At 37.5% G+C, this 26,995-nt stretch carries 21 protein-coding genes; 20 read left to right on the top strand and 1 reads right to left on the bottom strand.

All coding sequences use genetic code 11. The features are described 5' to 3' along the window. The first annotated feature begins 52 nt into the window (after nucleotides 1-52). The 6 genes from CXF79_RS12910 (at nucleotide 53) to CXF79_RS12935 (ending at nucleotide 6,833) form a co-directional block, all read left to right on the top strand. Nucleotides 53-1,462, top strand: a complete 1,410-nt coding sequence (locus CXF79_RS12910) for a M28 family peptidase (RefSeq protein WP_101155385.1) — start codon at nucleotides 53-55, stop codon at nucleotides 1,460-1,462. A 523-nt stretch (nucleotides 1,463-1,985) separates the two neighbouring features. Next, nucleotides 1,986-2,420 carry a GNAT family N-acetyltransferase gene (locus CXF79_RS12915; protein WP_101156314.1) on the top strand — a complete coding sequence of 145 codons (435 nt, stop codon included), beginning with the start codon at nucleotides 1,986-1,988 and terminating at the stop codon, nucleotides 2,418-2,420. Nucleotides 2,421-2,592: 172 nt separating this feature from the next. Next, entirely contained in the window at nucleotides 2,593-2,859 is a 267-nt protein-coding gene (locus tag CXF79_RS12920; RefSeq protein WP_011043365.1) for a hypothetical protein, read from the top strand. Between the two features lie 521 nt (nucleotides 2,860-3,380). Continuing rightward, on the top strand, nucleotides 3,381-3,890 hold the full coding sequence (locus CXF79_RS12925) for a TlpA family protein disulfide reductase (protein WP_041736945.1): 510 nt from the start codon (nucleotides 3,381-3,383) through the stop codon (nucleotides 3,888-3,890). 105 nt (nucleotides 3,891-3,995) lie between these two features. Further along, nucleotides 3,996-5,138: a M14 family metallopeptidase gene (locus tag CXF79_RS12930; protein ID WP_011043367.1), complete on the top strand. Its 1,143-nt coding sequence runs from the start codon at nucleotides 3,996-3,998 to the stop codon at nucleotides 5,136-5,138. Nucleotides 5,139-5,303: 165 nt separating this feature from the next. After that, a complete protein-coding gene (locus tag CXF79_RS12935) occupies nucleotides 5,304-6,833 on the top strand; it encodes an alanine/glycine:cation symporter family protein (RefSeq protein ID WP_011043368.1) in 1,530 nt (509 codons plus the stop codon). A gap of 138 nt (nucleotides 6,834-6,971) precedes the next feature. On the opposite strand, the gene CXF79_RS12940 is transcribed toward CXF79_RS12935, so the two are convergent. Next, a complete protein-coding gene (locus tag CXF79_RS12940; RefSeq protein WP_011043369.1) occupies nucleotides 6,972-8,006 on the bottom strand; it encodes an AraC family transcriptional regulator in 1,035 nt (344 codons plus the stop codon). Nucleotides 8,007-8,179: 173 nt separating this feature from the next. Here CXF79_RS12940 and CXF79_RS12945 point away from each other — a divergent pair, with 173 nt between their 5' ends. The 14 genes from CXF79_RS12945 (at nucleotide 8,180) to CXF79_RS13010 (ending at nucleotide 26,995) form a co-directional block, all read left to right on the top strand. Then, nucleotides 8,180-8,893 (top strand): DUF3313 domain-containing protein, encoded by a 714-nt coding sequence (locus CXF79_RS12945; RefSeq protein ID WP_101155387.1) that lies wholly within the window; start codon nucleotides 8,180-8,182, stop codon nucleotides 8,891-8,893. A gap of 64 nt (nucleotides 8,894-8,957) precedes the next feature. Then, on the top strand, nucleotides 8,958-10,127 hold the full coding sequence (locus CXF79_RS12950) for an efflux RND transporter periplasmic adaptor subunit (RefSeq protein WP_101155390.1): 1,170 nt from the start codon (nucleotides 8,958-8,960) through the stop codon (nucleotides 10,125-10,127). Next, nucleotides 10,124-13,183 carry an efflux RND transporter permease subunit gene (locus CXF79_RS12955; protein ID WP_101155392.1) on the top strand — a complete coding sequence of 1,020 codons (3,060 nt, stop codon included), beginning with the start codon at nucleotides 10,124-10,126 and terminating at the stop codon, nucleotides 13,181-13,183. The genes CXF79_RS12950 and CXF79_RS12955 overlap by 4 nt, the downstream gene beginning before the upstream one ends. A 297-nt stretch (nucleotides 13,184-13,480) precedes the next feature. Beyond that, on the top strand, nucleotides 13,481-13,810 hold the full coding sequence (locus CXF79_RS12960; protein WP_011043373.1) for a hypothetical protein: 330 nt from the start codon (nucleotides 13,481-13,483) through the stop codon (nucleotides 13,808-13,810). Between the two features lie 79 nt (nucleotides 13,811-13,889). Further along, on the top strand, nucleotides 13,890-14,213 hold the full coding sequence (locus CXF79_RS12965; RefSeq protein ID WP_011043374.1) for a YeaC family protein: 324 nt from the start codon (nucleotides 13,890-13,892) through the stop codon (nucleotides 14,211-14,213). Nucleotides 14,214-14,267: 54 nt separating this feature from the next. After that, on the top strand, nucleotides 14,268-17,138 hold the full coding sequence (locus CXF79_RS12970; RefSeq protein ID WP_232769169.1) for a DUF349 domain-containing protein: 2,871 nt from the start codon (nucleotides 14,268-14,270) through the stop codon (nucleotides 17,136-17,138). A 156-nt stretch (nucleotides 17,139-17,294) separates the two neighbouring features. Then, nucleotides 17,295-17,681 (top strand): hypothetical protein, encoded by a 387-nt coding sequence (locus CXF79_RS12975; protein ID WP_101155394.1) that lies wholly within the window; start codon nucleotides 17,295-17,297, stop codon nucleotides 17,679-17,681. 233 nt (nucleotides 17,682-17,914) lie between these two features. Then, the gene (locus tag CXF79_RS12980; protein ID WP_101155396.1) at nucleotides 17,915-18,436 is read left to right on the top strand and encodes a thioesterase family protein; all 522 of its coding nucleotides are present in this window, start codon (nucleotides 17,915-17,917) and stop codon (nucleotides 18,434-18,436) included. Between the two features lie 102 nt (nucleotides 18,437-18,538). Then, nucleotides 18,539-18,751: a hypothetical protein gene (locus CXF79_RS23650; RefSeq protein ID WP_101155398.1), complete on the top strand. Its 213-nt coding sequence runs from the start codon at nucleotides 18,539-18,541 to the stop codon at nucleotides 18,749-18,751. A gap of 32 nt (nucleotides 18,752-18,783) precedes the next feature. Beyond that, nucleotides 18,784-18,969: a hypothetical protein gene (locus CXF79_RS12990; protein WP_101155400.1), complete on the top strand. Its 186-nt coding sequence runs from the start codon at nucleotides 18,784-18,786 to the stop codon at nucleotides 18,967-18,969. Continuing rightward, a complete protein-coding gene (locus CXF79_RS12995; protein ID WP_011043380.1) occupies nucleotides 18,941-19,450 on the top strand; it encodes a GNAT family N-acetyltransferase in 510 nt (169 codons plus the stop codon). The genes CXF79_RS12990 and CXF79_RS12995 overlap by 29 nt, the downstream gene beginning before the upstream one ends. A gap of 365 nt (nucleotides 19,451-19,815) precedes the next feature. Beyond that, nucleotides 19,816-23,091 (top strand): amidohydrolase family protein, encoded by a 3,276-nt coding sequence (locus CXF79_RS13000; RefSeq protein ID WP_232769170.1) that lies wholly within the window; start codon nucleotides 19,816-19,818, stop codon nucleotides 23,089-23,091. Between the two features lie 144 nt (nucleotides 23,092-23,235). Next, on the top strand, nucleotides 23,236-23,454 hold the full coding sequence (locus tag CXF79_RS13005) for a DUF6500 family protein (protein ID WP_101155402.1): 219 nt from the start codon (nucleotides 23,236-23,238) through the stop codon (nucleotides 23,452-23,454). A 343-nt stretch (nucleotides 23,455-23,797) separates the two neighbouring features. Then, entirely contained in the window at nucleotides 23,798-26,995 is a 3,198-nt protein-coding gene (locus CXF79_RS13010) for a putative bifunctional diguanylate cyclase/phosphodiesterase (RefSeq protein ID WP_101155404.1), read from the top strand.

The raw sequence follows: 26,995 nt of genomic DNA on the forward strand, positions 1-26,995 counted from the left end.
AACATCTATTTGAAATTTACCCTCTTACTTACATTACAGTAGGCTTTATTCTATGAAAAAACGTTTTACTTCAGTGGTATCAACGCTGATTCTTGCTTCATTAAGTTTTAATGTTGTACAAGCACATGCCAAATCAGATAACTTTTCAGCAGAACAGTTATCACACGTAATAGAAATAAAAAAACAAGCACTTGAGAGCGATCTCGCTTGGGACCTAGTTGAGTCTTTAACGACCGAAGTAGGGCCAAGAATGCCCGGCACACCGGGTGATGAAGCGGGTGTTGCATGGGCCGTTGCTAAGTTTAAAGCAATGGGTTTTGACAAAGTATGGACCGAGCCTGCTACGTTTCCTAAATGGATCCGTTACTCTGAATCAGCCTCTGTTGTAAGCCCCGCGCCACAAACGCTACATATAACCGCGCTAGGTAATAGTATTAGTACACCTAAAGAGGGTCTTGAAGCCCAAGTTATTGAATTTGAAAACTTAGCTGAATTAGAAAATGCTGCTGACAATGCTGCCAAAGGCAAAATCGTGTTTATAAACTACCATATGGATCGCGATCGAGATGGCAATGGTTACGGGCCGGCGGTCAAAGCACGTAGTCGTGGTGCTGTAGTTGCTGCACAAAAAGGTGCTGTGGGTTATGTGATGCGTTCAGTCAGTACGGCAACTCATCGTTTTGCTCATACTGGTGGTAGCCATTATAAAGAAGGCGTAACTAAAATTGTTTCTTCAGCTATCTCAAATGCAGATGCTGATCAATTACATCGCTTAGTTGCTTTAGGAAAACCCGTTACTATCAATATTAATGTGCAAGCAAAATCAATGGGTGAGGGGACTTCATACAATGTTATTGGTGAATTTACGGGTAGTGAATTTCCTAAAGAACATGTACTTATTGGTGGCCATTTAGATTCTTGGGATCTTGGTACTGGTGCATTAGATGATGGTGCAGGTATCGCGATAACAATGGCTGCGGCAAAATTTGCCACGTTAAAAGGCCAACCTAAACGTAGTATTCGTGTGGTATTATTTGCCGCAGAAGAATTTGGTTTATGGGGCGCTAAAGCTTATGCAAAAGCAAATGAAAAAACGCTTTCAAATATTGTAGCAGCGGCAGAATCTGATTTTGGCGCAGATAAAATTTGGGCATTTGAATCCAATGTTCATGCGAGTTCATTACCTTTGGTTAACGAAATTGCTGCTATGCTTAAACCGTTGAATGTTGAGTATATTGCTAACAATGCGGCGCGTAACGGACCAGATCTTATTCCACTTAGACCGTTTAAGGTTCCTGCGTTTGCTTTGTCACAAGATGGTACCGATTATTTTGATTATCATCACACTGCAGATGATACATTAGATAAAGTTGATCCTATAAAGTTACGCCACAATGTTGCAAGCTATGCAATATTCGCCTACATGGCAGCTAATGCCAAAACGCGGATTATTGGTAAATAACAATAATACCAATTCCATTAAATTTATTCCCACCTCAGAGCTATGTCAGAAGAGTTATAACAAATAAAATTTGTGCCGGTATAGTCATTCTATATCTCACAAATTTGTGCAGTTATTGCTTTTCTGAAAAGCTCCCAAGGGCGAGTTTAAAAGGCTTACATACGGTGTTATTGATTTTGACAAGGACGCTGCATGGATGCAGCTTATTAGAGAATGCAGGAGCATATTCTCCTGAATAACCATTCTTTTCAATCAATGCCTTGTCTCTAAGCCTTTTAATTCTCGCTGAGGGGAAATAACTTAATGGACTTGGTATAAGGTAAATACAAAGCATTCGAGTATGAATGCTTAAGTTACTTAAAAAGCACTGGGCAATTACTCGGTGCTTTTTTATTTCCGTAATAAAAGTATAAACTATCGAACTTGTTTTTAAGCCATGTTAACTTATATACCCGCTCCACTTGAAGATGCATCTTCAAGTGGAGCGGGTATAACTAAAAGCGTGTACTTCGAGGAATTTTCATTGGTTGTAGGTTATAAAATTAGTTCACAAATTAACGATATGGATTTATCTGTTATTCATAGTTACTTGTCTCAGTCTTACTGGGCCAAGAATATTCCAATAAATACCCTGGAAACCGCCATTCATAATTCTTTATGCTTTGGTGTTTTTACTGAGGATGGCAATCAAGTTGCTTTTGCTCGTATGATTACTGATACCGCGACATTTGCCTATTTAGCTGACGTTTTTGTACTTGAAGAACATCGGGGTAAAGGGATAAGTAAATGGTTAATGCAAAATATTATAGAACATCCAAAATTACAAGGTATTCGCCGAATGACACTTGCTACGAGTGATGCCCATGGTTTATATCAGCAATTTGGCTTTACCTCACTTAGCTCTCCGGCGTCTTTTATGGAATTGCATCAACCCGATGTTTATAGCCGTTCTAGTTAAGTGTAAAGTTTATGGATTAATGGGAATGGATACTTAAAAATGCATTCCAAAAAATATTTTTGTCTATTTAACCTGACATTAAAGGTATAACTTGTCACGTGAGTAGGGTTTCACTTCATTTTATCTGTTATTCTACTCGCTTTTAAATCCCCAGCTTAGGTTTTACTATTATATGAATCGTACACTTCTACCGACACTCGTTGGTGTTTTAACTAGTTTATTTGTCATTTGGTCGCTGCATACCTTTTTAGTGGTTGATGATTGCCTAGATCACGGCGGCTCTTTTGATTATTCCTCCGCTAAATGCCTACTTGAAGGTGGTGACGTTTATACCTCTAATTTAGAAACCTTTGCGCTTGTACTATATTTTGTTGTTGGTTTTGGTGTTTCGTTTTTAGTGTCTACGCTCATCAGAAAATTACTGAAGAACAAAGATTAGTAAACTTATAGGGCTACTCTGTAAACTAACCTGAACTCTGGATAAGCAGCACTTGCTCAACATTCCTCTTCATCCAATTCTCAGCGTTAAAACGTCGATGAATAGCCAGCTATTCATAAACGTTTTGCCTTGATAATTGAATAAAATGAAACATTGATAAAGCTTATAACTACTTTAATTGTATTACTTTTTATACGTAACAATCTAAGTTGTTGATTTTACTTAAACATCAAGCACTCATTATCCAGAGTTCAGGTTAACTAAATAAAGACTCGCGAGTAAATAGTCTTTAAGAAGTAATACAGTAGTCACTAAGCTTTCTATAAACGACTGATTTTGTGGTTTTCAATAATAACATTTACGTTATTTACTGGCCCGAAACTCATGTTGAAACTTCATACAAGATATTATCTTCAAGCAAATAACATATTCAGATAAATCTAGACAATATTTTACAAAATATAAATGAGGGTAATCAGGTCTATTAAGCTAGACACATTTACTTATATCTGGAATTTCCTTTGCTACGAAGTTTTGCAATTCAAGCTATTATCTTTTTAGTTGCCTTTCAACTGCTTTCTTTTTTACGAGAAACCAGTATGTTAGCAACCGATACGCCACTGACAGAAGTCGTTACCGCGACGCAGGGTTTAGACATAGATAAAGTCCCAACACTAATGGGTGATACGGTCTCATTAAACTCTCAAGGTAAAACTACAATATTGTACTTTTTTGCACCTTGGTGTCAGGTTTGTCATGCCAGTATCGGTAATTTACAAGCCTTATTTCAAAAAAATGAAAATATTGATGTAGTTGCCATCGCAATGGACTATACCGGTACGAAAGAAGTCATGGGTTTTACCAGCCAACATCAGTTAACCTTTCCTATTGCCTTGGGTAATGAAGCGATTAAGCATGCTTTTGAAATCAGTGGATATCCCAGTTATTACGTTTTAAATGAAGAAAATGTGATTATTGGTAAATCTATGGGATATTCTTCAGAGTTAGGGCTATATTTACGATCATTATAAAAAATATTTAATTAGATCTGTATAGTGATCTTCAAATTGTTTGTGTACACTGTCTTATTCAATTAGTCATTGGTTTTATACCAAACAATCTAAGAAATAATTATTATGCAAATTACTGACAATTTTGACAGCGGTAACATTCGCGTTATTGACGCATCTGATGCAAGCAATATTCAACTAGAAATAAAAAAAGACAATCAGTCTGATTTTTATCAATGGTTTCACTTTAAGTTGCAAACTGACCTAAGTGCTAATGGCGATCGTCTAGAGCACGTAATGCATTTAAATAATGCAGGTAAAGCGGCTTATGTTGAAGGTTGGGAAGATTACCAAGCAGTTGCTTCTTATGATCGTGAACATTGGTTCCGTGTACCTACCCAATACGATGGTGAAAAACTTACTATCACGTTAACACCTGAATATGACTCAGTATATTTTGCCTACTTTGCACCTTATAGCTATGAACGTCATCAAGACTTGATTCATAACGCGCAAATGCACCTTGATTGTCAATTACAAGTATTAGGTCAAACACTTGATGGCCGTGATATGACGTTGCTTAAAATCGGTGAAGAAGGCGAAGGTAAACGTAAAGTTTGGATCACTGCTCGCCAACATCCAGGTGAAACAATGGCAGAATGGTTTGTTGAAGGAATGTTAGACCGTTTACTTGATGAAGATGATGGCGTTGCCCGTGCTTTATTAAACAAAACAGTATTCTATATTGTTCCTAATATGAACCCAGATGGTAGTGCTCGTGGACATTTACGTACTAATGCTGTTGGCGCAAACTTAAATCGTGAGTGGTTAGAGCCTACGATGGAACGAAGCCCTGAAGTGTTTCTTGTTCGCGAAAAGATGCTAGCAACGGGTGTTGATATGTTCCTAGATGTTCATGGCGATGAAGCTTTACCAGTAAACTTTGTTGCCGGTTGTGAAGGTGTTGTTGCTTACGATGCTCGTCATAAAGCACTTGAAGATAAGTTTAAAGAAATAATGATCGCTATCACGCCTGAATTCCAAGATGATCGTGGTTATGACAAAGACGAGCCTGGTAAAGCAAATACTACTGTTGGTACTAACTGGGTTGGTAACCAATTCAAATGTTTAGCTTACACCATCGAAATGCCGTTCAAAGATAATGACTTACTTCCAGATTATAGTGTGGGTTGGTCTGATGAGCGTAGTAGCTTATTAGGCAGAGACTTCTTAACAGGTGTTTATCACATGGTAGATGATTTACGCTAGTTATTGAGCTTATAACTGTATAGGCCAATTAATATATTAAAAGCACTGATTTCCTTTGGTTAACTTTGTGCTTTTTCATTACTAATGAAGCTTGTACAGTTTTAAGCTAAACGCGAGTTAAAATAAAAAAACAATAAGAATAATAACAATCAACAGGAGTTAACTGTGCAAGAATTAGTCAATAGTATTAACGGTGTCATTTGGAGCCCAGCGCTTATTTACTTGTGTTTAGGAACGGGTTTATTTTTCACCATCCTAACGCGCTTCGTTCAATTACGTCACTTTAGAGAAATGTTTCGCTTATTACTTTCGGGTAAAAGTTCAGATCAAGGTATTTCATCTTTTCAAGCATTAGCTGTTTCGTTATCAGGTCGTGTAGGTACTGGTAATATTGCCGGTGTTGCTGCGGCAATCGGTTTTGGTGGTCCTGGTGCAGTTTTTTGGATGTGGATCGTAGCCTTTTTTGGCGCCGCAACCGCTTATATAGAATCAACCAACGCGCAAATATATAAAGAAGAAGAAGACGGTGTTTACCGTGGTGGCCCAGCTTACTACATTGAAAAAGCCATGGGACAGAAATGGTATGCCTGGATATTCGCTATTTCTACGATAGTAGCTTGTGGTGTGCTATTACCAGTAGTTCAGTCTAATGGTATTGGTGATGCATTGGTTAATGTTTTTGGTAACGGTGGTACAGTACCTTCATTTTTAGGTGATCTACCCTTAACTAAAGTCTATGCAGCAACGCTTATTGTTTTAATCTTAGGTTTCATCATCTTTGGTGGCGTAAAGCGTATCGCTAACTTCACTCAAATTGTTGTTCCTTTTATGGCGTTGGCTTATATCATTATTGCTTGCGTTATTATTGCTTTGCACATCGATATTTTACCTGATATTTTCATGTCAATCATCACTGATGCCTTTACGCCTATGGCTGGTTTTGGTGCTGCAATTGGTTGGGGTGTTAAACGTGGTGTTTATTCAAACGAAGCGGGTCAGGGTACAGGACCTCATGCAGCAGCTGCTGCAGAAGTTGAACATCCGGCACAGCAAGGTTTAGTTCAAGCATTCTCTGTTTATATTGATACCTTATTTGTTTGTTCAGCTACCGCGTTTATGATTTTAATTACTAAGTCTTACAATGTAATGCCTGAAGGAAGCAGTGTTTTCTTAGTGCAAAATCTTGCAGCAGATGTTGTGATCAGTGGTCCTGCATTTACGCAGATTGCAGTTGACAGTGTGCTAACAGGTTTTGGTAAACCGTTTATCGCTATTGCGTTATTCTTCTTTGCCTTTACTACGGTACTTGCTTACTACTTTATTGCAGAAAATAATGTTTCTTATATCAACCGAACCATTAAAGTTCCGGCATTACGATTTGTTTTAAAATTAGTTATGATGGCTGCAGTATTTTATGGAACAGTAGCACAACCAAGTGCAGCTTGGGGTATGGGCGATATTGGTGTTGGTTTGATGGCATGGCTTAATATTATCGGCATTATCATTATCTTCTTTATGGCAAAACCTGCAATAAAGGCATTAAAAGATTATGAAGCGCAACAAAAAGCAGGCGTAACAAAATTTACTTTTGACCCTAAGTCGTTAGGCATTGAAAATGCAGATTTCTGGGAAGAACGTTTTGCTAAGGAAAACCCTGAAGCAAACAAAGAAGCGAATAAAGACAATGCAAGTTAGTTAACGCATTGATTTGAAAAAAGCCGTTCATAATGAACGGCTTTTTTATTGGTTTTTTTTAAGGAAAAAGCTCACAAATACCAAGACATTTGTTACTAGTAATACTCTTGGTGTTTATTAGCTACTAGTATTAATAGACTAGGAACAGCTTGAGTAGCTTGATACTTGATTACGATATTCAAGGGGAGAAAGTTGGGTATGCTTTTTAAAAGCACGGGCAAATGTACTGGGTGAGCTGTAACCTAGTTGATAGGTGATTTCGGTGACTGAAACCCTCTTATTCGCTAGTTTTTCTTTAGCTAACATTAGGCGAACAGAGGTTAGCAAGGCTAAAAAAGATTGTTTTTCAACACTCAGTTTTCTTTGCAACGTCCGTTTACTCATATGTAGTTTATAGGCAATGACTTCTTCTGTTGGGCATCCTAAAGGTAATAAATCATTAATCATTTTAATAACTTTACTACTTGTTTCGCCATTATCCATTGAATCTAGGTGTTTATTAATAACCACTTCGTTCATTTCAACTAACTCTACATCATGTGTAGGTAGTGTCTCAGTGAGTAACGCTTTAGAAAAGGCGATGCCATTTACTGCTTGATTGCCATATACAGGGCATTGGAAATACTCTTCATAGACTTTGTTGTTTTCTTCGATAGCAAAAGTAAAATATACCCCAGTAGCGGGTATATTTTTACCTGCGGCTAATCGGAACATTTTTAAGAAAAACCCTATACCCAGTTCAATAGCGCAGGGGTGGACCTTAATTGTATTACTGGAAGTTAATCGACGCTGATATTGAATTAATGTTTCTTCACCATCTATGCCATCACGCTCTGTTAATTCAATCTGCATTTCGGTATTAATCAACTGACTACTGGCAATATAACGTTTTAATCCCTCTTCTAAATTCTCACTGGCAAGCCATGCCAACCCAATGCTTTTCAAGTAAACCGGTTGGAATAAAGAGGCTGCAACTAAACCAAGTTCATTATTATGGGTTGCTTCTACTGCCAGTTTCCATAACGTTGCCATGTTCTCCATAGGCACTCGAGTTTGAGCATCACTCGTAATATCAATGTTAGCCGCTGAGAAAATTGCCTCAGGAGCTACATCATAAATAGACAGTACTTGGCCGATGAGGCGAGGAATAGTGGACAGTGTCGTTTGGCTCATATGTTCTCTATGGGGTTACTCTCAGAGAGCAACACTAGGTCGTTGAAAATGTAGAAATTAATCTATTGTCCTATTTGGCACATTAAATGGCACAAGATGTTGAGCTAGATTGAGTAAATTCTAGCATTATATAGCTGTTACCACTGTAAATAATTAATTTATCTAGGCTTGTTATGTTATTAAAAGTACAAAAAAGATTTTCTTCAGTCACCACTATTTCATTGGTTACTTTGTTGCTCAGTGGCTGTATAAATATTACTGACCAACAACATTCAGGATTTCTCAAAGACTATCAAGGGTTTGAAGATGTTTATGACCCAGATTACACCAAGGTTTATCGAAGTGAAAATTTCACCATAGACATGCTTGCTGATTTGAAACGAGTGAAGTTGGTGCCTTTTGAAATGTGGGTTACGCCAACTGCTGATGCTAAGTTCAGTCCTGAAGAGTTAAATGAATTGTCACAATATTTCCATCAACAAATGAGCGCTCGACTAAGCGCTAATAACTACGAAGTTGTTGAAATTATGGGTCCACGAACTCTCATCATCCAAGGTGCATTTTCGGGGGTGAAATTTGAGGATCCAGAACTAATGCCTACAGATTTTGTTCCTTTTCGCATGGTAATGAATGCCGGTAATTTAGCTTATTTGGAAATAGTTGATAAGCAAGATGTCACCACAAAAGTCTCTGTTGAAATTGAATTTTTAAAAGGTATTCGCCGAGAGAGAGTACTGGCCGCGATCAGCACTAAATATGTTGATACCACCATCGCTAATTCAGGTGAAGATAATATGACGGTCGTTAAAGAGTTGCTTGATATGTGGGCAGCAAAGTTTGTAGACCGATTAGTTGAGATACGCGCTGACAAGTATGCAGAGGCGTAGTACTAGTCGCACCATTTAAAACAGTAGATACACAATAATTAATCAATCAGGAAATTTATCTGTGATGAGTTTTGACCAATTTATAAAACCGTTAGTTATCGCCATATTGGCAACAACATTGCTAAGTGCTTGTGAAAAAACACCTCAAGTGGAAGCTGATCCAGAGTTAAGACCAGTAAGAACTTTATTGGTCAAGACTGTTGATGTTAGCCAAGCAGTTGAATTCACGGCTGTGGTGGATGCGGTAAACCGAGCTGATTTAGCATTTAAAATATCAGGTAACCTAACGCACTTTGTAGTAAAGCAAGGCGATAAGGTTAACAAAGGTGATGTTATCGCAAAATTGGATGACACAGACTTAAAAATCTATGTAGCAGAAGCGCAAGCGCATTTTGATACCGCTATGGCGGATTTAACTCGAGCTAAAAACTTAGTTAAAACAAACTATATTTCGGCCTCGGAATTTGACCAGATAAGAACCAAGGCGCAGTCAGCCAAAGCACAGTTAGCAAGTGCAAACAACAACTTAGATTATAGTACATTACGCGCTTCATTTAATGGTGTTATAGCTAAGGTTTACAGCAAGAACTATCAAGAAATCAATGCCAAAGAGCCTATTGTTCGACTTCATGATTTAAGTGAAATACAACTGATTGTAAATATCCCTGAAAGCATCATGATTCACTTGAAAAAGAACGCTGCACAAGGTGTAGTTAGTGCCACCTTTAATTCAATTGAAGGTCACAGTTTCCCTCTACAGTTCAGTGAAGTAGCCACTCTTGCTGATGAACACAGTAAAACGTATGAAGTGATATTTACCATGAAGGCACTTGATGGTTATGTCATTTTACCGGGGATGACGGCATTAGTTCGCGCACAGTTAGCGTTGGCACAAAGTGAAAATCATGTTTACCCAAGCTTTTATTTACCCAGTCATACTGTACTAAAAGACAGTCAAGGCAATTATGTTTATGTAGTGAATAAACACAAAGTAGGTGTTGGGATTATAGTAAGAAAATCTGTGATTATTGGCAATATTACCTCACAAGGTATTGAGGTGTTTACCAACGTTGCGCCTTCGGTAACGTCGGGCCCAAATGCTGGCATAGTGTCAGGTGACCATGTGATCACTGCTGGAATGAGTAAGGTGTCTGCTGGCAGCTTAGTTAAATTTACTCAAACGAGTGATTTAGCCACAACTTCCAGTAAGAAAAATAGCAGAGACATTCTATGAATATTACCCGTTTGGCAATTACCAACAACAGAACAACGTTCATGTTGTTACTCGTGATTGTTTTTTTCGGCATTAATGCCTTTAAAAATATGCCTAAAGATTATGATCCTGGTTTTATCATTCGTACCGCACAAGTTATTACTCAATTTCCGGGGGCTAGTCCACAGCGAGTAGAAATGCTGGTTACAGACAAATTAGAGCGCGTTATTCAAGAACTGCCTGAATTAGACTTTGTTAAAAGTGAGTCACGTACAGGTATCTCTATTATTAGCGTTAATATTAAAGAAAGTTACCGCGATTTACGTCCTATTTGGGATAACCTACGTCGTAAAATTGAAGCGGCTCAAGTTGAGTTACCCGCAGAAAGCCAGCCGTCAGTGGTTAATGATGAGTTTGGTGATGTTTTTGGTATTGTTATTGGCTTAACTGCAGAAGGTTATGATTACCGTGAATTAAAAGACATCGCCGATCAAACAAGAGATGCCATGCTGCGTTTATCCGAAACGGCAAAAGTACAAGTATTTGGCGAACAGCAAGAACATATCTTCCTTGAATATGATAATGCGCACCTAGCCAGCTTAGGTATTTCTCCGAGCCAGTTAAGTGACCAGTTATCTAGTCGAAATATTATTATCTCGGGTGGCAGTATTATTATAGATGATGAACAAATTACCCTTGAACCCAGTGGTAACTTTGAAAATGTTGATGAAATAAAAAGAACGATTATTCAAATCCCTGGTAGCGATCGTCTACTTTATTTAAGTGACTTGGTCACTATCAAGCGCAGTTATGTTGATCCTGTGCAGAGTAAAGTTAGCTTATCTGGAGAGCAGGGCATATCGATTGCTATTGCGATGAGGCATGGCGGTAATAATATTTTACTGGGTCAACAGGTGAATGAGTTACTGGCTACATTGAATAAAAGTTACCCTATTGGCGTAAACTTTGAGGCAGTTTCTTTTCTACCTTTTGATGTAGAAAAGAAAGTTGATGATTTTTCTGGCAACTTAATTCAAGCCGTTATTGTTGTCACCTTGGTGATGTTATTTAGTTTAGGTTTTAGAACAGGCCTCATTGTTGCGGTACTGATCCCAACGAGTATGATTTTTGCGATACTTATCATGTCACTGCTAAATACTGGTATTGACCAGATTTCTTTAGCGGCACTAATTATCGCCCTTGGTATGTTAGTCGATAACGGCATAGTCATGTCAGAAAATATTATGGTGTCGATGGAAAAAGGCAAAAATGCCATCGATGCAGCAGTGGACTCTGCTAATGAGTTAAAAGTACCACTATTAACTTCCTCACTGACCACAGCAGCGGCATTTTTACCTATATTTTTAGCAGAATCGTCTACAGGTGAATACACAGCGTCGCTATTTAAAGTAGTGAGTATTACCTTATTGTGTTCTTGGGTCTTGTCGATGACGGTTATCCCGATGCTTTGTGTAAACTTTATGAAAGTTAAAAAGACAACGGGGCAAGTTGATAGCCCGCTATTGGTCACATACCGAACCTTATTAAAAAATTTACTGCGTTTTCGTTGGCTAACATTATCCATAACCTTCGTCATGATTATCATTTCTGTTTGGGGGCTTTCATTCATCCCTAAATTGTTTTTTCCACCGTCAGATAGGGCATTTTTCAAAATGGAATTAGAAATGCCCATTGGTACTACGTTAGCGGCGACTGAGCGAGTTACTCAAAGTATCGAAAGCTATATTAATGAAGAATTGAAAGCTAAAACCAATGAAGACCTAGGTGTTACTAATTGGGTTACTTATGTAGGAAATGGTGGTCCAAGGTTTTTATTAACACATAACCCCAAGCCGACCAGTAGCAATTACGCCTTAATGGTTATCAATGTAACGAGCAATAAAGAAGTGGATCAAACCATGGAAAAATTGGAACGATTTAGTTTGGATAATTTTCCTGATTTATTGGTTAAACTTCGTAAAATAGAAAATGGCTCTCCTATTGAAAACCCTGTAGAAGTGCGTATTAATGGTACTGATACTGAGCAGTTATTTACCTTGGTTGAGCAAGTTAAAAAGCGAATGAGCGCTATTAACGGAGTAAAAGGTGTTAGTGATAATTGGGGTATGCCAATTAAAAAATTACAGGTTAATATTAACCAAAGTCGTGCTCGTCGAGCAGGTGTATCGAGCAAAGATATCGCTGTATCATTACGCACTGGCATGTCCGGATTAGAGTTAAGTCAATATAGGGAAGGGGACATTGTTATTCCTATTACGATGCGTACCCAAGCAGGCGACCGCCAAGACATTGGTAAATTACAAGCACTAGCAGTGTACTCTCAGGCAAATGGCAGTTCAGTACCTTTAACACAAGTTGCTGATATTAAGGTAGTGTGGGAATCTGCTCAAATTTTACGTCGTGATCGCTTAAAGACCATTACCCTTGGTGGTCAAATAGATAATACCATTACCGCAAATCAGGCATTTAAAGAATTACTACCTTGGCTTGAAGAACAGCAAAAAAACTGGCCAATCTCCTACTCATATGAGTTAGGTGGAGAATTTGAAACCTCAGGCAAAGCGAATAAATCAATAGGTGACAAATTACCTATTGCCGGTTTTCTTATACTTTTATTACTTATTGCGCAGTTTAATTCGGTTAGAAAAGCATTCATTATATTGTTAACTATTCCCTTAGGCCTTATTGGCGTAACGACTGGATTATTAGTAGGGCAATCTTTCATCGGTTTTATGACATTATTAGGCATAGTTTCATTGGCAGGTATTGTTATTAATAACGCTATAATATTATTAGAACGTATACAAATAGAGGAGCAAGCACTTCCTGGTAATCATTTTCAGGCGATTATTAATGCAGCTCAGCAAAGATTCAGACCGATTGTGTTAACGACAGCGACCACCATTTTTGGCTTAATTCCACTATACCTTGGAGGCGGCGAGTTTTGGCAACCTATGGCGATAGCTATCATGGGTGGGTTACTGTTCTCAACTGTCTTTACTTTAGGCGTTATCCCCGTGGTTTACGCAGTATTGTTTTCTATCAAGGAGCAGTGAAAATAAATAAAACGTTCACGTACGCTAATTAAAATAGCTCAAGCTCATGTTGCTCTCAATCTTAAGAACAACATGAGCTCAATCATGCACCTTGTCTTGATTTATTTTCTCTTCGTACAACTGTTCACTCCTTAATGAAATCGGTATTAATTCATTCTTAGCTATTTCTACTCGCTGGATTAGTGAAATAGCAAAATAGGTCAGGTATACTAAGCGACATTAAATCAGGCGGCCTTACTTTGTTTAAAGCTAAAGTGCCTGCTTAAACGTTTTAACTATCATTGCATGAGTATCTAAATGGCCGTTATTAATTGTCCAGGTTGTAAGAAAAAAATCTCCGATAAAGCAAAAACTTGTAATCACTGTAACCTTGATTTATCTGAGATCGACTCTGATAAACTTGCCAGCCTAAACCGCGTACATTTAATCAATAAAACTCAACGTTTAATGAACTACTCTTTTATCGCCATGTTGTTATTTTGTGGTGGATTTCTCTTTATGTTTTGGGATGGGGTCGAGCCAGGCAGTTGGCAACATAATCTAGCGATGGTCAGTGCCATTATTGGCTTTGTCATGTATATAATCATTCGTGCCATGCTACTCTTTACCAAACGCAAAGCTAGATAACCTGTTCTGATACAAGACGTAGATACAACGAATCAATATTTATACTAATTTTCATACAACTTAATACCTCGGAATTCTAATGGATGTAATTAAAACCATAGACGCCATGTCAAATGACATGTACTTACGCCTAAAATGTGCTGCGGAAACAGGAAAATGGCCTGAAGGTACTGTTGTTGATGCAGCGCAACGTGCTACTGCTTTGCAATTGAGTATGGCTTATCAAGCCCGACATCTTAAAAATGATGAAATGCTGACTATCGGCCCTGATGGCCACGTTGTTGAAAAAAACAAACGTCAGTTAAAATCTGAATTTTCTAGCTACAAAGCTGAAGAAGAATTGAAAAGCTGTACTAAACCCACACAAGCGGATATCGCTTATTTCAGTAACAATGAGCTGTAAGCCTGCATTTAAGTCGCTCTTGTTATTCTCCAACTGAAAGAATTAAAAAAAACTATGATCTTCTCCAAATTATTTAAAACAAAAGTTAAGTGGCAACATAAAGATGCGACTGTCCGTATCACAGCAATTAATGATGAATTATCCGCTGATAACAGTGAACAACTACGCATATTAACTGATCTTATTAACCAAGATAGCAGTGATTTAGTGCGCCGTGCTGCTTTGATCAAAGTAGGAACTCTTGATTGCTACCTCGAAGCAAGTCAGAATAATAATCAAATCAAAGTAAAACAATTTGCTGCAAAACAAGTACATGACATTTTGACCACTGATCACAATGTTGTGATCAGCGGACAGCAAAAACAAACACTATTAGACCAACAAGAAACAACCCCCGTACTGGGAACAGCTTTATTAGAAGCTTGGCTTGCCCACGAACAAGATAGCGCTATTATGATTTCGCTTTATCAGCAAATTAGTGCGCGCAAAACAACAACACATTTATTAACACACAGCTTTAGCCAAAAGCAAAACCCTGACTTTCAAGCTTACATAATTAACCAAGTTGATGATGCTAAGGTTTTAGAGAAATTAAGTAAAAAAGCATGCAATCATGTATTAGCTCAACAAATTGAAGATAAACTAAGCGCTATACAAGTCGCCATTGAGAAACCACAAAAATTAGAGAAACAAATACAACTGACGTTAGCAAAACTTCAAGCGTTAAAAGATGTTGGTGACTATGGTGTTTATAAAACCCGTAAGGCACAGTTAATTAACGAATGGCAGACACTAGCACTTGATTTTGATGTTTTCACGGAAGAAAAAAGTGTCGTATTTAGTGATAAATATCAAAGCATTATTAGTCAATTAGAAAAATTATTCATTGCTAAAGCTGAAAATTATCAACAGCAAATCATTAGCGACAAGTTATCGCATGATAAACAGCAAGACAAAAAAGAATTTACTCAACAGCTTAATCATATTAGCCAATCAATCACGACAGCCGTTTTTTCTAGTGACAAATTCGATGAAGATTCTTTTAAAGAGTTGCTGCGTAACCTAACAACCAATATTAAAGCTTCTGTACTTAATAAAGATGAACAACAGAATTTTATTAGCCAAGTTGTACAACTGTCTAAGCGTTTGAATGAAATACCTGAAATTGCTGAATCGGTTAGCCAAGCTACCCACTTAATTTCTAAAATATCACAATTGACTTTACCTAAGTCTTTAGAAGAGTTGAACGACCGACAACAAACGTATAATGATTGGTTAAAAGCTTGGCGCGTTATTGAAAAGAAAACTGCTGGTATTTTGCCAGAGTCTATTGTGCAGGCTCAAAAAGAAATAGTCTCTACTTGGCAGGGCGGATTGAAGTCATTGCAAAGTCAGCAAAAAGAACTTTTCTTTCAACACAAAAAGAAACTACAAGACATAAAACGTTTACTCAATAATGGTAAATACAAAGTTTGTTTTGGTTTGTTCAAAGGCGTGAAAGAAAGTATTCATCACTTGTCTGTACAACAATTGCAACAATTACAACGTGACTTTGACCAAGTAAGTGAGAAAATGGTCGAACTTAGCGATTGGGAACATTATATCGCTACACCACGTAAGCAAGAGTTATTGCTTGCTATTCAAACACTGGTTGAAACGCCATTGGATAATCCCAATGAGCAAGCAAAAAAAGTTAAAGAGTATCGTGGTACATGGAATTCATTAGGTCATGCTGATGAAGATGTTGATAAGCAACTCAATGAGCAGTTTAATCAATGCTGTGAACAAGCGTTTGCTCCTTGTCGTTTATTCTATGCCGAGCAAGATAAAATGCGTTTACAGCATTTAGATCAACGTCAAAAAATACTAGCAAAAGCAGAGATGTTTGTTACACAGCTAAATGATTCACAAGAAACATCTAAGCCAGATTTTAAACAACTTGACGGTCAACTCAATAATTTACAACAGCAATGGAATAATGCTGGTGAAGTTGATCGTAACCAATACAAAAAACTGCAGCTGAAGTTTAAAGAAGCTATTGCCCCGATTAAAAGTGCCATTAGTGTTTTTCATGCAAGTAATATCACAGCAAAACAAGCGTTAATCGCTACAGCTGAAGAGTTACTAGCAAGTGAAGATGTGTTAGCAGCAATTGAGTCAGCTAAACAGTTACAAGAAAAATGGCGAGAAGTAGGTTTTGCTGGAAACCATCAAGAAAATCAGCTGTGGCAGAAATTCCGCCAAGTTAATGATGAATTATTTGGTAAGAGACAACAGTTTAAGTCTGATCAACAAGCAGTTTTATCGACTCAACAACAAGTGTTTATTGAACAAGTGCTTGTCATTGAAGAGTCTCTTGGCGCTGTAAAAGATGAAGATGATAAGCAAGTATTACAGTCGATTGCGCAACAAGCAGAAATGTTACTTAAAGATGTTATTGCCAGTAAACCTGTTATCAAGTCTGTTGCTGCTCGTATTGAGAAAATCAGTAAGCAAATTGAGCAACTCATAAAAACGAAGACCCAAGCTAAAGAACAACAAACATGGTCAAACTTGTTTGAGTTAATGTCCTTACACGCTCAAAATAACCAAGAGTTACAAGCATTAAAAACATCAGCTGTTTACAATAATATGACCAGTTTTTGGCAAAAACGTTTCCAAGAGCATGTTAAGTTAACTAAACAAGCTCAAAATAGTGCTCGTTTTGATAAAACCTTAGAAATTGAAATACTTGGCAAAAGTAATTCACCGGTTGAGTTAGCCGAACAACGTATGAAAGTTCAAGTTCAATTAATGCAAGAGCAAATGCAATCAGGTACTGAGATTGATTTGAATAAATTGCTAATTGATTGGTTGATGTTAGGCTCGCTTGTTGAGAGTGACTTACCGTTAATTGAACGTTTAAAAGCTATTTATTGCCAATAAATTAAGAGTTTAATCATTCTTGAGTCTTCAGTTTTGCTCATTGAAAACTGTAAACTAAACGAAAAAACATAAAGTATATCAAAAGTCAGTTTGTTTCTTATCTATGAGGCAAACTGATTTTTTATTTCATCTGATAAATAAACGCGGAATATAGCTATGAAAACTTATTTTACCCTCATGTTAGTTTTATTATCTCACACGGTAACTGCAACCACTGTATCTGAACAGGAACAACAAAAAAATAGGATAGTTAAAGGGATTTATCAACTAACCGACGGCGCCTTAGCATTGTGCCCTAAACACAATTCAGAGGCATTTAATGAAACGCTTACGTTATTTAAACAGCGTTTTCCTGACGTAATGCGCTTAGTTAAAAATTCCCCATATCGACCTGCCGAAAAACAAGAAAAGACTGAATCTACCCCCGCATTAACGCAGCAGTGTTTATTTAAGCAAAGAATGCTAAATAACATTATAGTGACAGAAGAAGGTCAACAAACAATGACTAAAGCATTACAGACACTAACAAGTGGTGAGACTTAACGGTATTCGGTATGATTTAAAAATTAAGGTAGTTGTGATGACTAAGACTACCTTTTCTTATTAAACCAATCTAATAATTACTCTGCCATAGTAATAAACCAGCAAACCCAAAGCTTCTGCAACGTTAAGCTGACTAAAAAGTTAATCAGTCTGGTATTAATACTTTCCTTCTCCAATACTTCAGCGTACTCTTACTTCTTGTTTTACATGATAAAAACTAAGAGAAACAAAGTATGTACCCGTATATTAAGTTAATCGCGACCCTGTTTAGAGCCAAAAATAGTCCTCAGATGAATTTGGATGAAAAAAGCGTGCTGAACTGCCGTGCGGGGTTAACTGATATTGATGTCTTTGTTGAACTTAATAATGCGCGTCATTTAACGTATATGGAGTTTGGTCGTTGGGATTTTGCTCTACGTACCGGTTTACTGAGTCTCATGAGAAAAAACAAATGGGCCTTCGCTGTGGGTGGTGCTAGTGTGCGCTATCGTAGAAGAATAGCTTTTTGGAAAAAATTTACTGTCACTACTCAGGTTATTTGTCATGATGGCCGCTGGTTTTACTTCTTACAAGAAACCCATATCAAAGATAAAGTTTGTTCATCAGCATTAATTAAAGCTGCGTTTACCTCAAAACAGGGGTTAGTACCTGCTACTGAAGTTTTAGCTGCCTATGGTAAAACCACACCAAACTTTGACGTACCCGATTGGGTTAATGCCTGGATTGATGCAGAAAGTCAGCGACCTTGGCCGTAAAAAAATCCTCTCAGTACAAAAATATTTTACCTATGCTAGGGTCTGTTGAACTTTCGCGGTTAAATTTTGTTCGAGATAAAAGCGTTTTAATCGCGGCGAGTAGTGTGTAGCCTAGTCACTCTAAGCAAATACTACTCAACAAAGAGTAAGACGCTTTTAGCCGGATCCTTCGGACACCGTTTGTTGGACATTTTTACGGCATTATCACCTTTTTATGTGGAACAACCACATGACAAAGGCTCTATATTGTATGAATACCCAACAAAGCGCTGCAAAAACAATCTCGAAAGGTCAACAGACCCTAACCAAAACTGATTAAAACCAAACAATTTATTAGAAGAATCATTATGAAACTTATTTATGCCTTATTATGTACCTTTTTACTTTCATCTTGCGTGTATTATGGCGTTCAGCGAGACTTTGGTGGTGATTCGTCTGCGCCATGTACTTCAGGCTCAAGTAAACAAAATGCAGAATGTAAGGCCGAAATAAAAGCGTTAAATAATGAAATTGGAAGCAAAAGTAATGATTAGAGCAGTAAAAGAACAAGACGTAAGTAGTATTTGTACTATTTACAATCATTTCATAGAAAATACCGTTGTAACCTTTGAAGAAGAAGTCGTCACAGCGTCAGATATATTAAAGCGTATAACAAAAATAACCGCCGACGATTTACCTTGGTTTGTTGCAGAAGATGAGTCGGGAAATATCATGGGTTATGCCTATGCGACTAAGTGGCGAGATAGATTTTCTTATCGATTTTCAGTTGAAGTGACTGTGTATTTGTCTCCTGAGCATACTTCAAAAGGTCTCGGCACTAAGTTGTATCAAGTACTATTTGAAGAATTAAAGCGTATAAAGATCCACAGTGCTATTGGGGGAATTACCATACCTAATGAAGCGAGTATCGCTTTACATGAAAAATTTGGCATGGTGAAAGTGGCTCATTTTAAAGAAGTGGGTTTAAAATTTGATCGTTGGTTAGACGTCGGATATTGGCAAGTAACACTGTAGAATACGTTATCATGGCAATAAACTGTCATAGCCACATGGTATTTGCCTTTCTATAGGCCAATCCTGTATTTAATAAGACAATAATCAATAAGACAGAATTAATAAAAAAGCCAATCAAAAACACTTCAAAAATTAACCAAAGAACCCATCGACTCAGCCAAAAAAACAAAGTTAAACTCATACAGCGTAAATCATCATTCAACTGTCAGCAAAGCCGTACACTACGCCAGTTTTTTACTTGTGCTATGTATCTTACAATTTCTACTGACCAACGTAATTCGCTTACATCTTATCAATGATTGTGATTAAGTAGTGGTTATCAAAAAGAATTAATTCAACTGAAAAAACGTCAAAGGTACGCATTTATGCCGTCGAAAACCATGTTATCTAAAAAACACTTACTTTCAGGTGTTGCACTCAGTGTTATGTTGGCCTTACCAACCACTTTTGCAAAATCACCTATTGATAATGAAGCCTCGATAGAAGAAACAACACCTAAATGGTCGGTTAATTCGCCACAAGGTAACTTCACTTCTGCTGATATAGATGTACGTTCAGGTACTTGGATGAATGTTGATTTAAGCCCTGATGGAAAAATCATTATTTTTGATTTATTGGGTGATATTTACACCATGCCAGCTTCTGGCGGCGAAGCAACGCCGTTGATGACTGATATCGCCTGGCAAATGCAACCGCGCTTTAGCCCTGATGGTAAGTACATCGCATTTACTTCTGATGAAGATGGTGGCGATAACTTATGGATTATGAAAGCGGATGGCAGTGAAGCAAAAGCAGTAACGACAGAAACCTTTCGTTTATTAAACAGCCCTGCATGGTCACCGGATGGTAACTATATTGTTGGCCGTAAACATTACACAGGCACTCGCTCTTTAGGTGCCGGTGAAGTGTGGATGTATCATAAGTCGGGTGGTAATGGCGTAATGTTAACTAAGCGCCCCAATGAGCAAAAAGATTTAGGCGAGCCAGCATTTTCTCATGATGGAAAATATGTCTATTTCTCACAAGATGCTACGCCAGGTAAAAGCTTTCATTATTCAAAAGATTCTGAAAAGGGCATTTATAAAATTAAGCGTCTTGAGCTTGAAACGGGCGAAATTAAAGTAGTTGTATCAGGTAAGGGTGGTGCTATAAGACCGACACTTTCACCTGATGGCAAGTATTTAGCGTTTATTAGCCGTGATGATTTTCAATCAAACTTATATCTGTACAACCTTAAAAACGGTGAGCAAACCAAAGTTTATGATGCTTTAGACCGTGATATGCAAGAGACATGGGCTATTCATGGAGTGTATCCTACGATGGCGTGGACACCTGATAGTGAAGGTTTAGTTTTTTGGTCTGGAGGTAAAATCAACAAATTATCCCTTGATTCTAAAAAAGCTAAAGTGATTGATTTTCATGTTAAAACAACAAAGAAAATTCAAACGGCCGTACGCTTCCCACAAGATTTAGATCAAAAAAGTTTTGATACAAAAATGCTACGTGATGTCAAAGTATCTCCTAACGGTAAGCTTGCTGTTTATGAATCTATGGGGCACCTGTATACCAAGAGCTTGCCCAAGGGTAAGCCTAAGCGTTTAACTAAACAAAAAAGTCAGTTTGAGTTAAACCCGAGTTTTTCTCGTGATGGTAAAAAGATTGTTTATGTTAGCTGGGATGATAAAAATTTAGGCCAAGTACGTGTTGTTTCTAGCCGAGGCGGTAAAGGTAAAACGATAACGCGTGAACCAGGGAAATACGTTGAACCAAGCTTTTCACCTGATGGTAAAACCGTGGTATACCGCAAAGTAACGGGTGGTTTTATTACTGATCCTACTTGGGGTTTGAATCCTGGTGTTTATGCTGTTTCAGTAAAAGGCGGTAAGGCTAAACTCGTTACTGAAGAGGGCGTTCAACCACACTTTGGCGCGCGAAACGATCGTATTTATGTGACACGTGATGGCGAAACGCCGCATATTTCGCGCATAGATATTGATGGCCAACATGACACCAAGTTATATCAGGGTAAGTTTGCGTCAGAATATCGGGTATCACCGGATGGTAATTATCTTGCTTTTGCCGAGCGTTTTAAAGTCTTTGTCACACCTTTTGTCGAGCGTGGTGACGTTATAGATATAGGTCCTAAAGCTGAAAACTTACCGGTAGAGCAATTATCAATGCGTGCTGGTGAAGGTATTAATTGGAATGGTAAATCAAATGAGCTTTATTGGAGTCTTGGTGCTGATTTATATCAAGCATCTATTAAAGGTTTGTTTGATATTACAGCCAAAACAACTGATGAAAATGATGATGGGTCAGAGCCTGAAACTAGTGCATCTACCGTAGTTAACGATATCAATGTTATTAACTTAAGTTATAAACAAAAAGTTGATATTCCATCTGGTCATGTTGCTTTTGTTGGCGGTAAAGTTATCACAATGGAAGGTGAACAAGTTATTGATAATGGTATTGTCCTTGTTGAAGGTAACAAAATCAAAGCCGTAGGTTCTAAGGGGCAAGTAAACATCCCAAGTGATGCGACCATCATTGATATTACGGGCAAAACAGTGATGCCCGGTTTAATTGATGCGCATGCTCATGGCCCGCAAGGCAGTAATGAAATTATTCCACAGCAAAACTGGAAAAATTATGCGGGTTTGGCGCTAGGGGTAACGACAATTCATGATCCATCAAATGATACCACGGAATTTTTTGCAGCAAGTGAAATGCAAAAAGCCGGTAAGATAGTTGCGGCACGATTATTCTCAACAGGTACTATTTTATATGGTGCTACTATCCCAGGGTATACGTCACATGTTGATAGTCTGGATGATGCTAAATTTCACGTTGAACGTTTAAAAGCGGCAGGGGCCTTTAGTGTTAAAAGCTATAATCAGCCACGTCGTAACCAACGCCAGCAATTTATTCAAGCAGCGCGTGAATTAGAGATGATGGTTGTACCTGAAGGGGGCTCATTACTACAACATAACTTAACTATGGTTGTTGATGGGCATACTACGCTTGAACATTCTATTTCTACCGCTAAAATTTATGCTGATATCAAACAATTATGGTCTCAATCTGATATGGCTTACACGCCAACCATGGGCGTGGCTTATGGCGGTATTTCCGGCGAAAACTATTGGTATGATACGACTAATGTTTGGGAACACCCTCGTTTAAGTCAATATGTGCCTAGCGAGTTTTTAGATCCTCGCTCTATGCGTCGACCAAAAGCACCACTTCATCACTATAATCACTTCAACGTCGCAAAAGTTGCCAAAGAAATGCAAGACTTAGGTGTGGTAGTTAATGCTGGTGGTCACGGACAACGCGAGGGTTTAGCAATGCACTGGGAAATGTGGATGATGGCTCAAGGCGGTATGTCACCCCTGCAAGCCATTCGCACCGCAACTATTTCCCCTGCAAAATCACTTGGTTTGGATAAAGACTTAGGTTCATTATCCGTTGGTAAACTTGCTGACATGATTGTTATTGATGGAGATATCACGCAGGATATCCGCCTAAGTGATAAAGTTACCCATACTATGATTAACGGCCGTTTGTATAATGCCGACACCATGAATGAAATTGGTAATTATGATAATAAACGTGAAAAGTTCTATTTCGAAAATAAATAGTATTTTAGATTAACCGATTTAATTGATAGATCATCTGTTTTAGTAAAGGTTAACCTTGGGTAAATAAAAGCCAGTAAGCATTGCTTACTGGCTTTTTTACTCCCATAAAAAGAAATTTGTCAAATATTCAAAGGACAATAACGTATGCGTACTAGTTTGCAAGAAAAGATCGTTGCAGTGTGTGATAAAAAAGTGGCGCAAAAGGGCACTAATGTCGGTTTATCGTTTTATGCATTTTTTGCCAATAAAAATGATGACCCTGATTTATTGATGGAAGCAGCAACATGGTGGATTATGACTCATAAACTCGACCACTTTGAAAAGGCGCTTAAAATTAAAGCGTTGGTAATATCGGAGCAGTAAGTTGCAAAGTGTTTGTGCTATTTACAATAAAATAAAGATATTTAACAATTAATAGAATCATAATATTTGTATGTTTAGTCTTAATATCCAACGTAATGTTGATTAATTAATCAAAAAAACCATACAGTGATTATGGACTTACAATAAGTAACGACCTAGTATGGAAAGTGAAGGTATTACCTTAATTCAAAAATTAATATTAGCAGAGGTAAAAATAACTAATATTTATCGGCATTAATTATGGTGGGGTACTGACTTACATTATTGTAATTGACCAAAGGATTGAGATAAAAATGATAAGGATCTTTCTATCTAAACAGCGGCTAACGGAAATAGAGCTGGTATGAATGATTTTAGATCATCACAGGCTAAATCCTCTATACAGGTCATTTCCCTTGGCTTTATCTTCATCATTTTTTTGGTGGTTTTATTCGCCTTTATGGCGGTACAAGAAAACAAAAAACATGCTGACCTCAATGACAAAATGTATAAACACCCCTTTTCGGTCAGCATTGCGGTATTAGAAGCAAATGGCGACATATTAGCTATGCACCGATATATGAAGGACGTCGTGCTAGCTAGTACCAAAAATGAATTGGATCTAGCTATTTCTTTGGTAAATCAACATGAACTTGAAGTCTATCGCCATTTTGAATTAATCAAAGATCGTTTCCTTGGCGATAAAGAAAAAATTAATGTCGCTTTCACGTCCTTTGTTGAGTGGAAGTATATTCGCGACGAAGTACTTGTTTTGAAAAGTAATAACCACGATAAATTAGCTGCTCGTATTACCACAGGAAAAGGCGCAGATCATGTTAAAAAGCTAAACCAGAACATGCGTTTTTTAATCAATTTTGCTAGTAATAAAGCACTAGAATTTAAAGAAAGTAGCATAGACTCCCATCATTTGAGCAAAACATCATTTTACTCCCTACTTATTTTTACTATCTTATCGAGTATATTAACGGCCTTTCTAGTCATCTTCCTAGTGAGAAAAGCTGATAATTCTCGTAATGAAAGTGAAGAACGCTTTGAAGCTATCTTCAACAATGCTGAAGTTTCTATTTGGAGTGAAGACTTTTCTATCGTTGTAGTTGCACTAGAAAAATTAAAACAGGAAGGAGTAAAGGACCTAAAAACGCACTTGTATGAAAATATGGACCTTGCTTGGGATTTAGTGGCAATGGTTAAAGTTAATTCTGTCAATAATGCAACGTTAAAGCTCTTTGGGGCAACAACCCAAGCAGAATTTATCAGCAAAATTGACCAAACTTTCGGTATAGATGCAATTGACGTATTTATTAACGAAATGTGTGCCATCTGGTCTAATCAAGAAACTTTTCTATCAGAAGCGAATTTTAAAAAGTTAGATGGGCAAGAGATTAAAGCACTTATCTCGTTTCAAACACCGTCATCAACAAATAATTTCCGTAATGTAGCTGTTAGTATTGTCGATATTTCTGACCATAAAAGACTCGAGAAAAAGCTCAAGCTATCATCTCGAGTCTTTAGTGATACCCATGAAGGCATCATAATTACCGATGCGGATAAAGTCATTGTTGATGTTAACCCAGCGTTCTCCAATATTACTGGCTACAGCCGAGAAGAAGTCATAGGCAAAAACCCCAATATTCTCAGTTCAGGTAAACATCAACCTCAATTTTATTCTATGATGTGGAAACAAATCACTGAATTAGGATATTGGCAGGGAGAAATTTGGAATCGCAGAAAAAATGGTGATATTTATGCCGAATTACTAACCACCTCTACACTGAAAGATTCAGATGGTCAAATAGTTAACTATCTAGGCATGTTCACAGATATAACACATAGCAAACGCCAACAAGAAACTATGCGTCGAATGGCTCATTACGATTCTCTAACTGAATTACCCAACCGAGCACTACTACTTGACCGTTTTAACCAAGCCATCGCTCATTCAAAGCGCTCAAGTACATTACTCGCAGTTTGCTTCCTAGACTTAGATGACTTTAAGCCTGTTAATGACATTTATGGTCATGATGTCGGTGATAAACTACTCATTGAAGTAGCCCATCGCCTTCAATTAGCTTTACGCTCTGAAGACACAGTTTCTCGTCTCGGAGGTGATGAATTTTCTATGCTTTTAGGCGATATAAAATCAACGAGTCAATGTTATGAGATGCTTGAACGAATTATTCACTCCGTTAGTGCTACTTATTTTATTGACGAAAACTCCATCGATATCAGTGCATCTATTGGTGTAAGCCTCTCACCAATAGATGGCGTAGAATTAGACTCATTACTACGCCATGCTGACCAAGCTATGTATCAAGCGAAACAACAAGGTAAAAAAAATTACCAGCTTTTCGATTTAGAGCAAGCACAACAAACAAGTCTATTACATGTTAAATTACATGAAATTCAGCAAGCCTTAATTGACCACGAGCTGTGTCTTTATTACCAACCAAAAGTTAATATGGCTTCTGGTAAAATAATTGGAGTTGAAGCTTTAATTCGTTGGCAGCATCCAGTTAAAGGACTGATATCTCCGTTAGAATTCTTACCCCTGATTGAAGGTACAGAGATAGAAATTCAAGTTGGTGACTGGGTCATTGATCAAGGTTTGGCTCAACTTGAACGATTAAATAATCAAGGTATCAATATTGAAATGAGTGTTAATGTCTCTGCTATGCAGTTTTTAAATGCTAGTTTCCTTAATAGTCTTAATGCCGCACTCCATAGTCACCAAAATATAGATCCTCATCATTTCAAATTAGAAGTGTTAGAAAGTAGCACGCTAGGAAATTTAGAGCGTATTAGTAAAATCATTAGCGCTTGTCGTAATGACTTAGGTGTTAAAATCGCATTAGATGATTTTGGTACAGGTTACTCATCATTATCCCATCTTCGTCAACTTCCTGCTGATACTATAAAAATTGACCAAAGTTTTGTTCGAGATGTTTTAATCGATCCGGATGACTTCGCCATTATTGATGGCGTTATTGGGCTGAGTAAGTCATTTAGTCGAAACGTCATTGCAGAAGGTGTTGAATCGACAGAGCACGGGCTGATGTTACTTTTGATGGGTTGTAAAAATGCACAAGGTTATGCCATTGCTAAACCTATGCCTGCCAATATGTTAGTGGACTGGATTAAAGAATACGAACCTAACCAAACTTGGCTAGACAGTAGTAAAATGGTGATGCCGCTTCCAGTAAAAAGAGTTAAACAACTTGAATTGATATTAAATCATTGGCTTAAAAATCTAGAACGGTTTTTACAAGGGGATATGAAAGTAGCAAAGGATGCATGTGTTATGAGTTGTCATTTTGATAAATGGATTATTCGTTTCAGACAAGAAAATTTATTCGAAAATCTATGGATTAATAAAGTACAACAAGCTCAAAATGTAGTTCAATTTGTTGCAGAGGAACTTATAAGTAATCGTCAGACAAGCACTAACCCTTCGACAAAAGCTGAATTGAGTAAATTGCATAGTGCATTTGAAAAATTATTATCGGTTCTGGATAAACAAGCTGTTTTAGAATATAAAAAATAA

The sequence above is a fragment of the Colwellia sp. Bg11-28 genome (assembly GCF_002836245.1).
In the GTDB taxonomy this organism is placed as follows: Bacteria; Pseudomonadota; Gammaproteobacteria; order Enterobacterales; family Alteromonadaceae; genus Colwellia; species Colwellia psychrerythraea_A.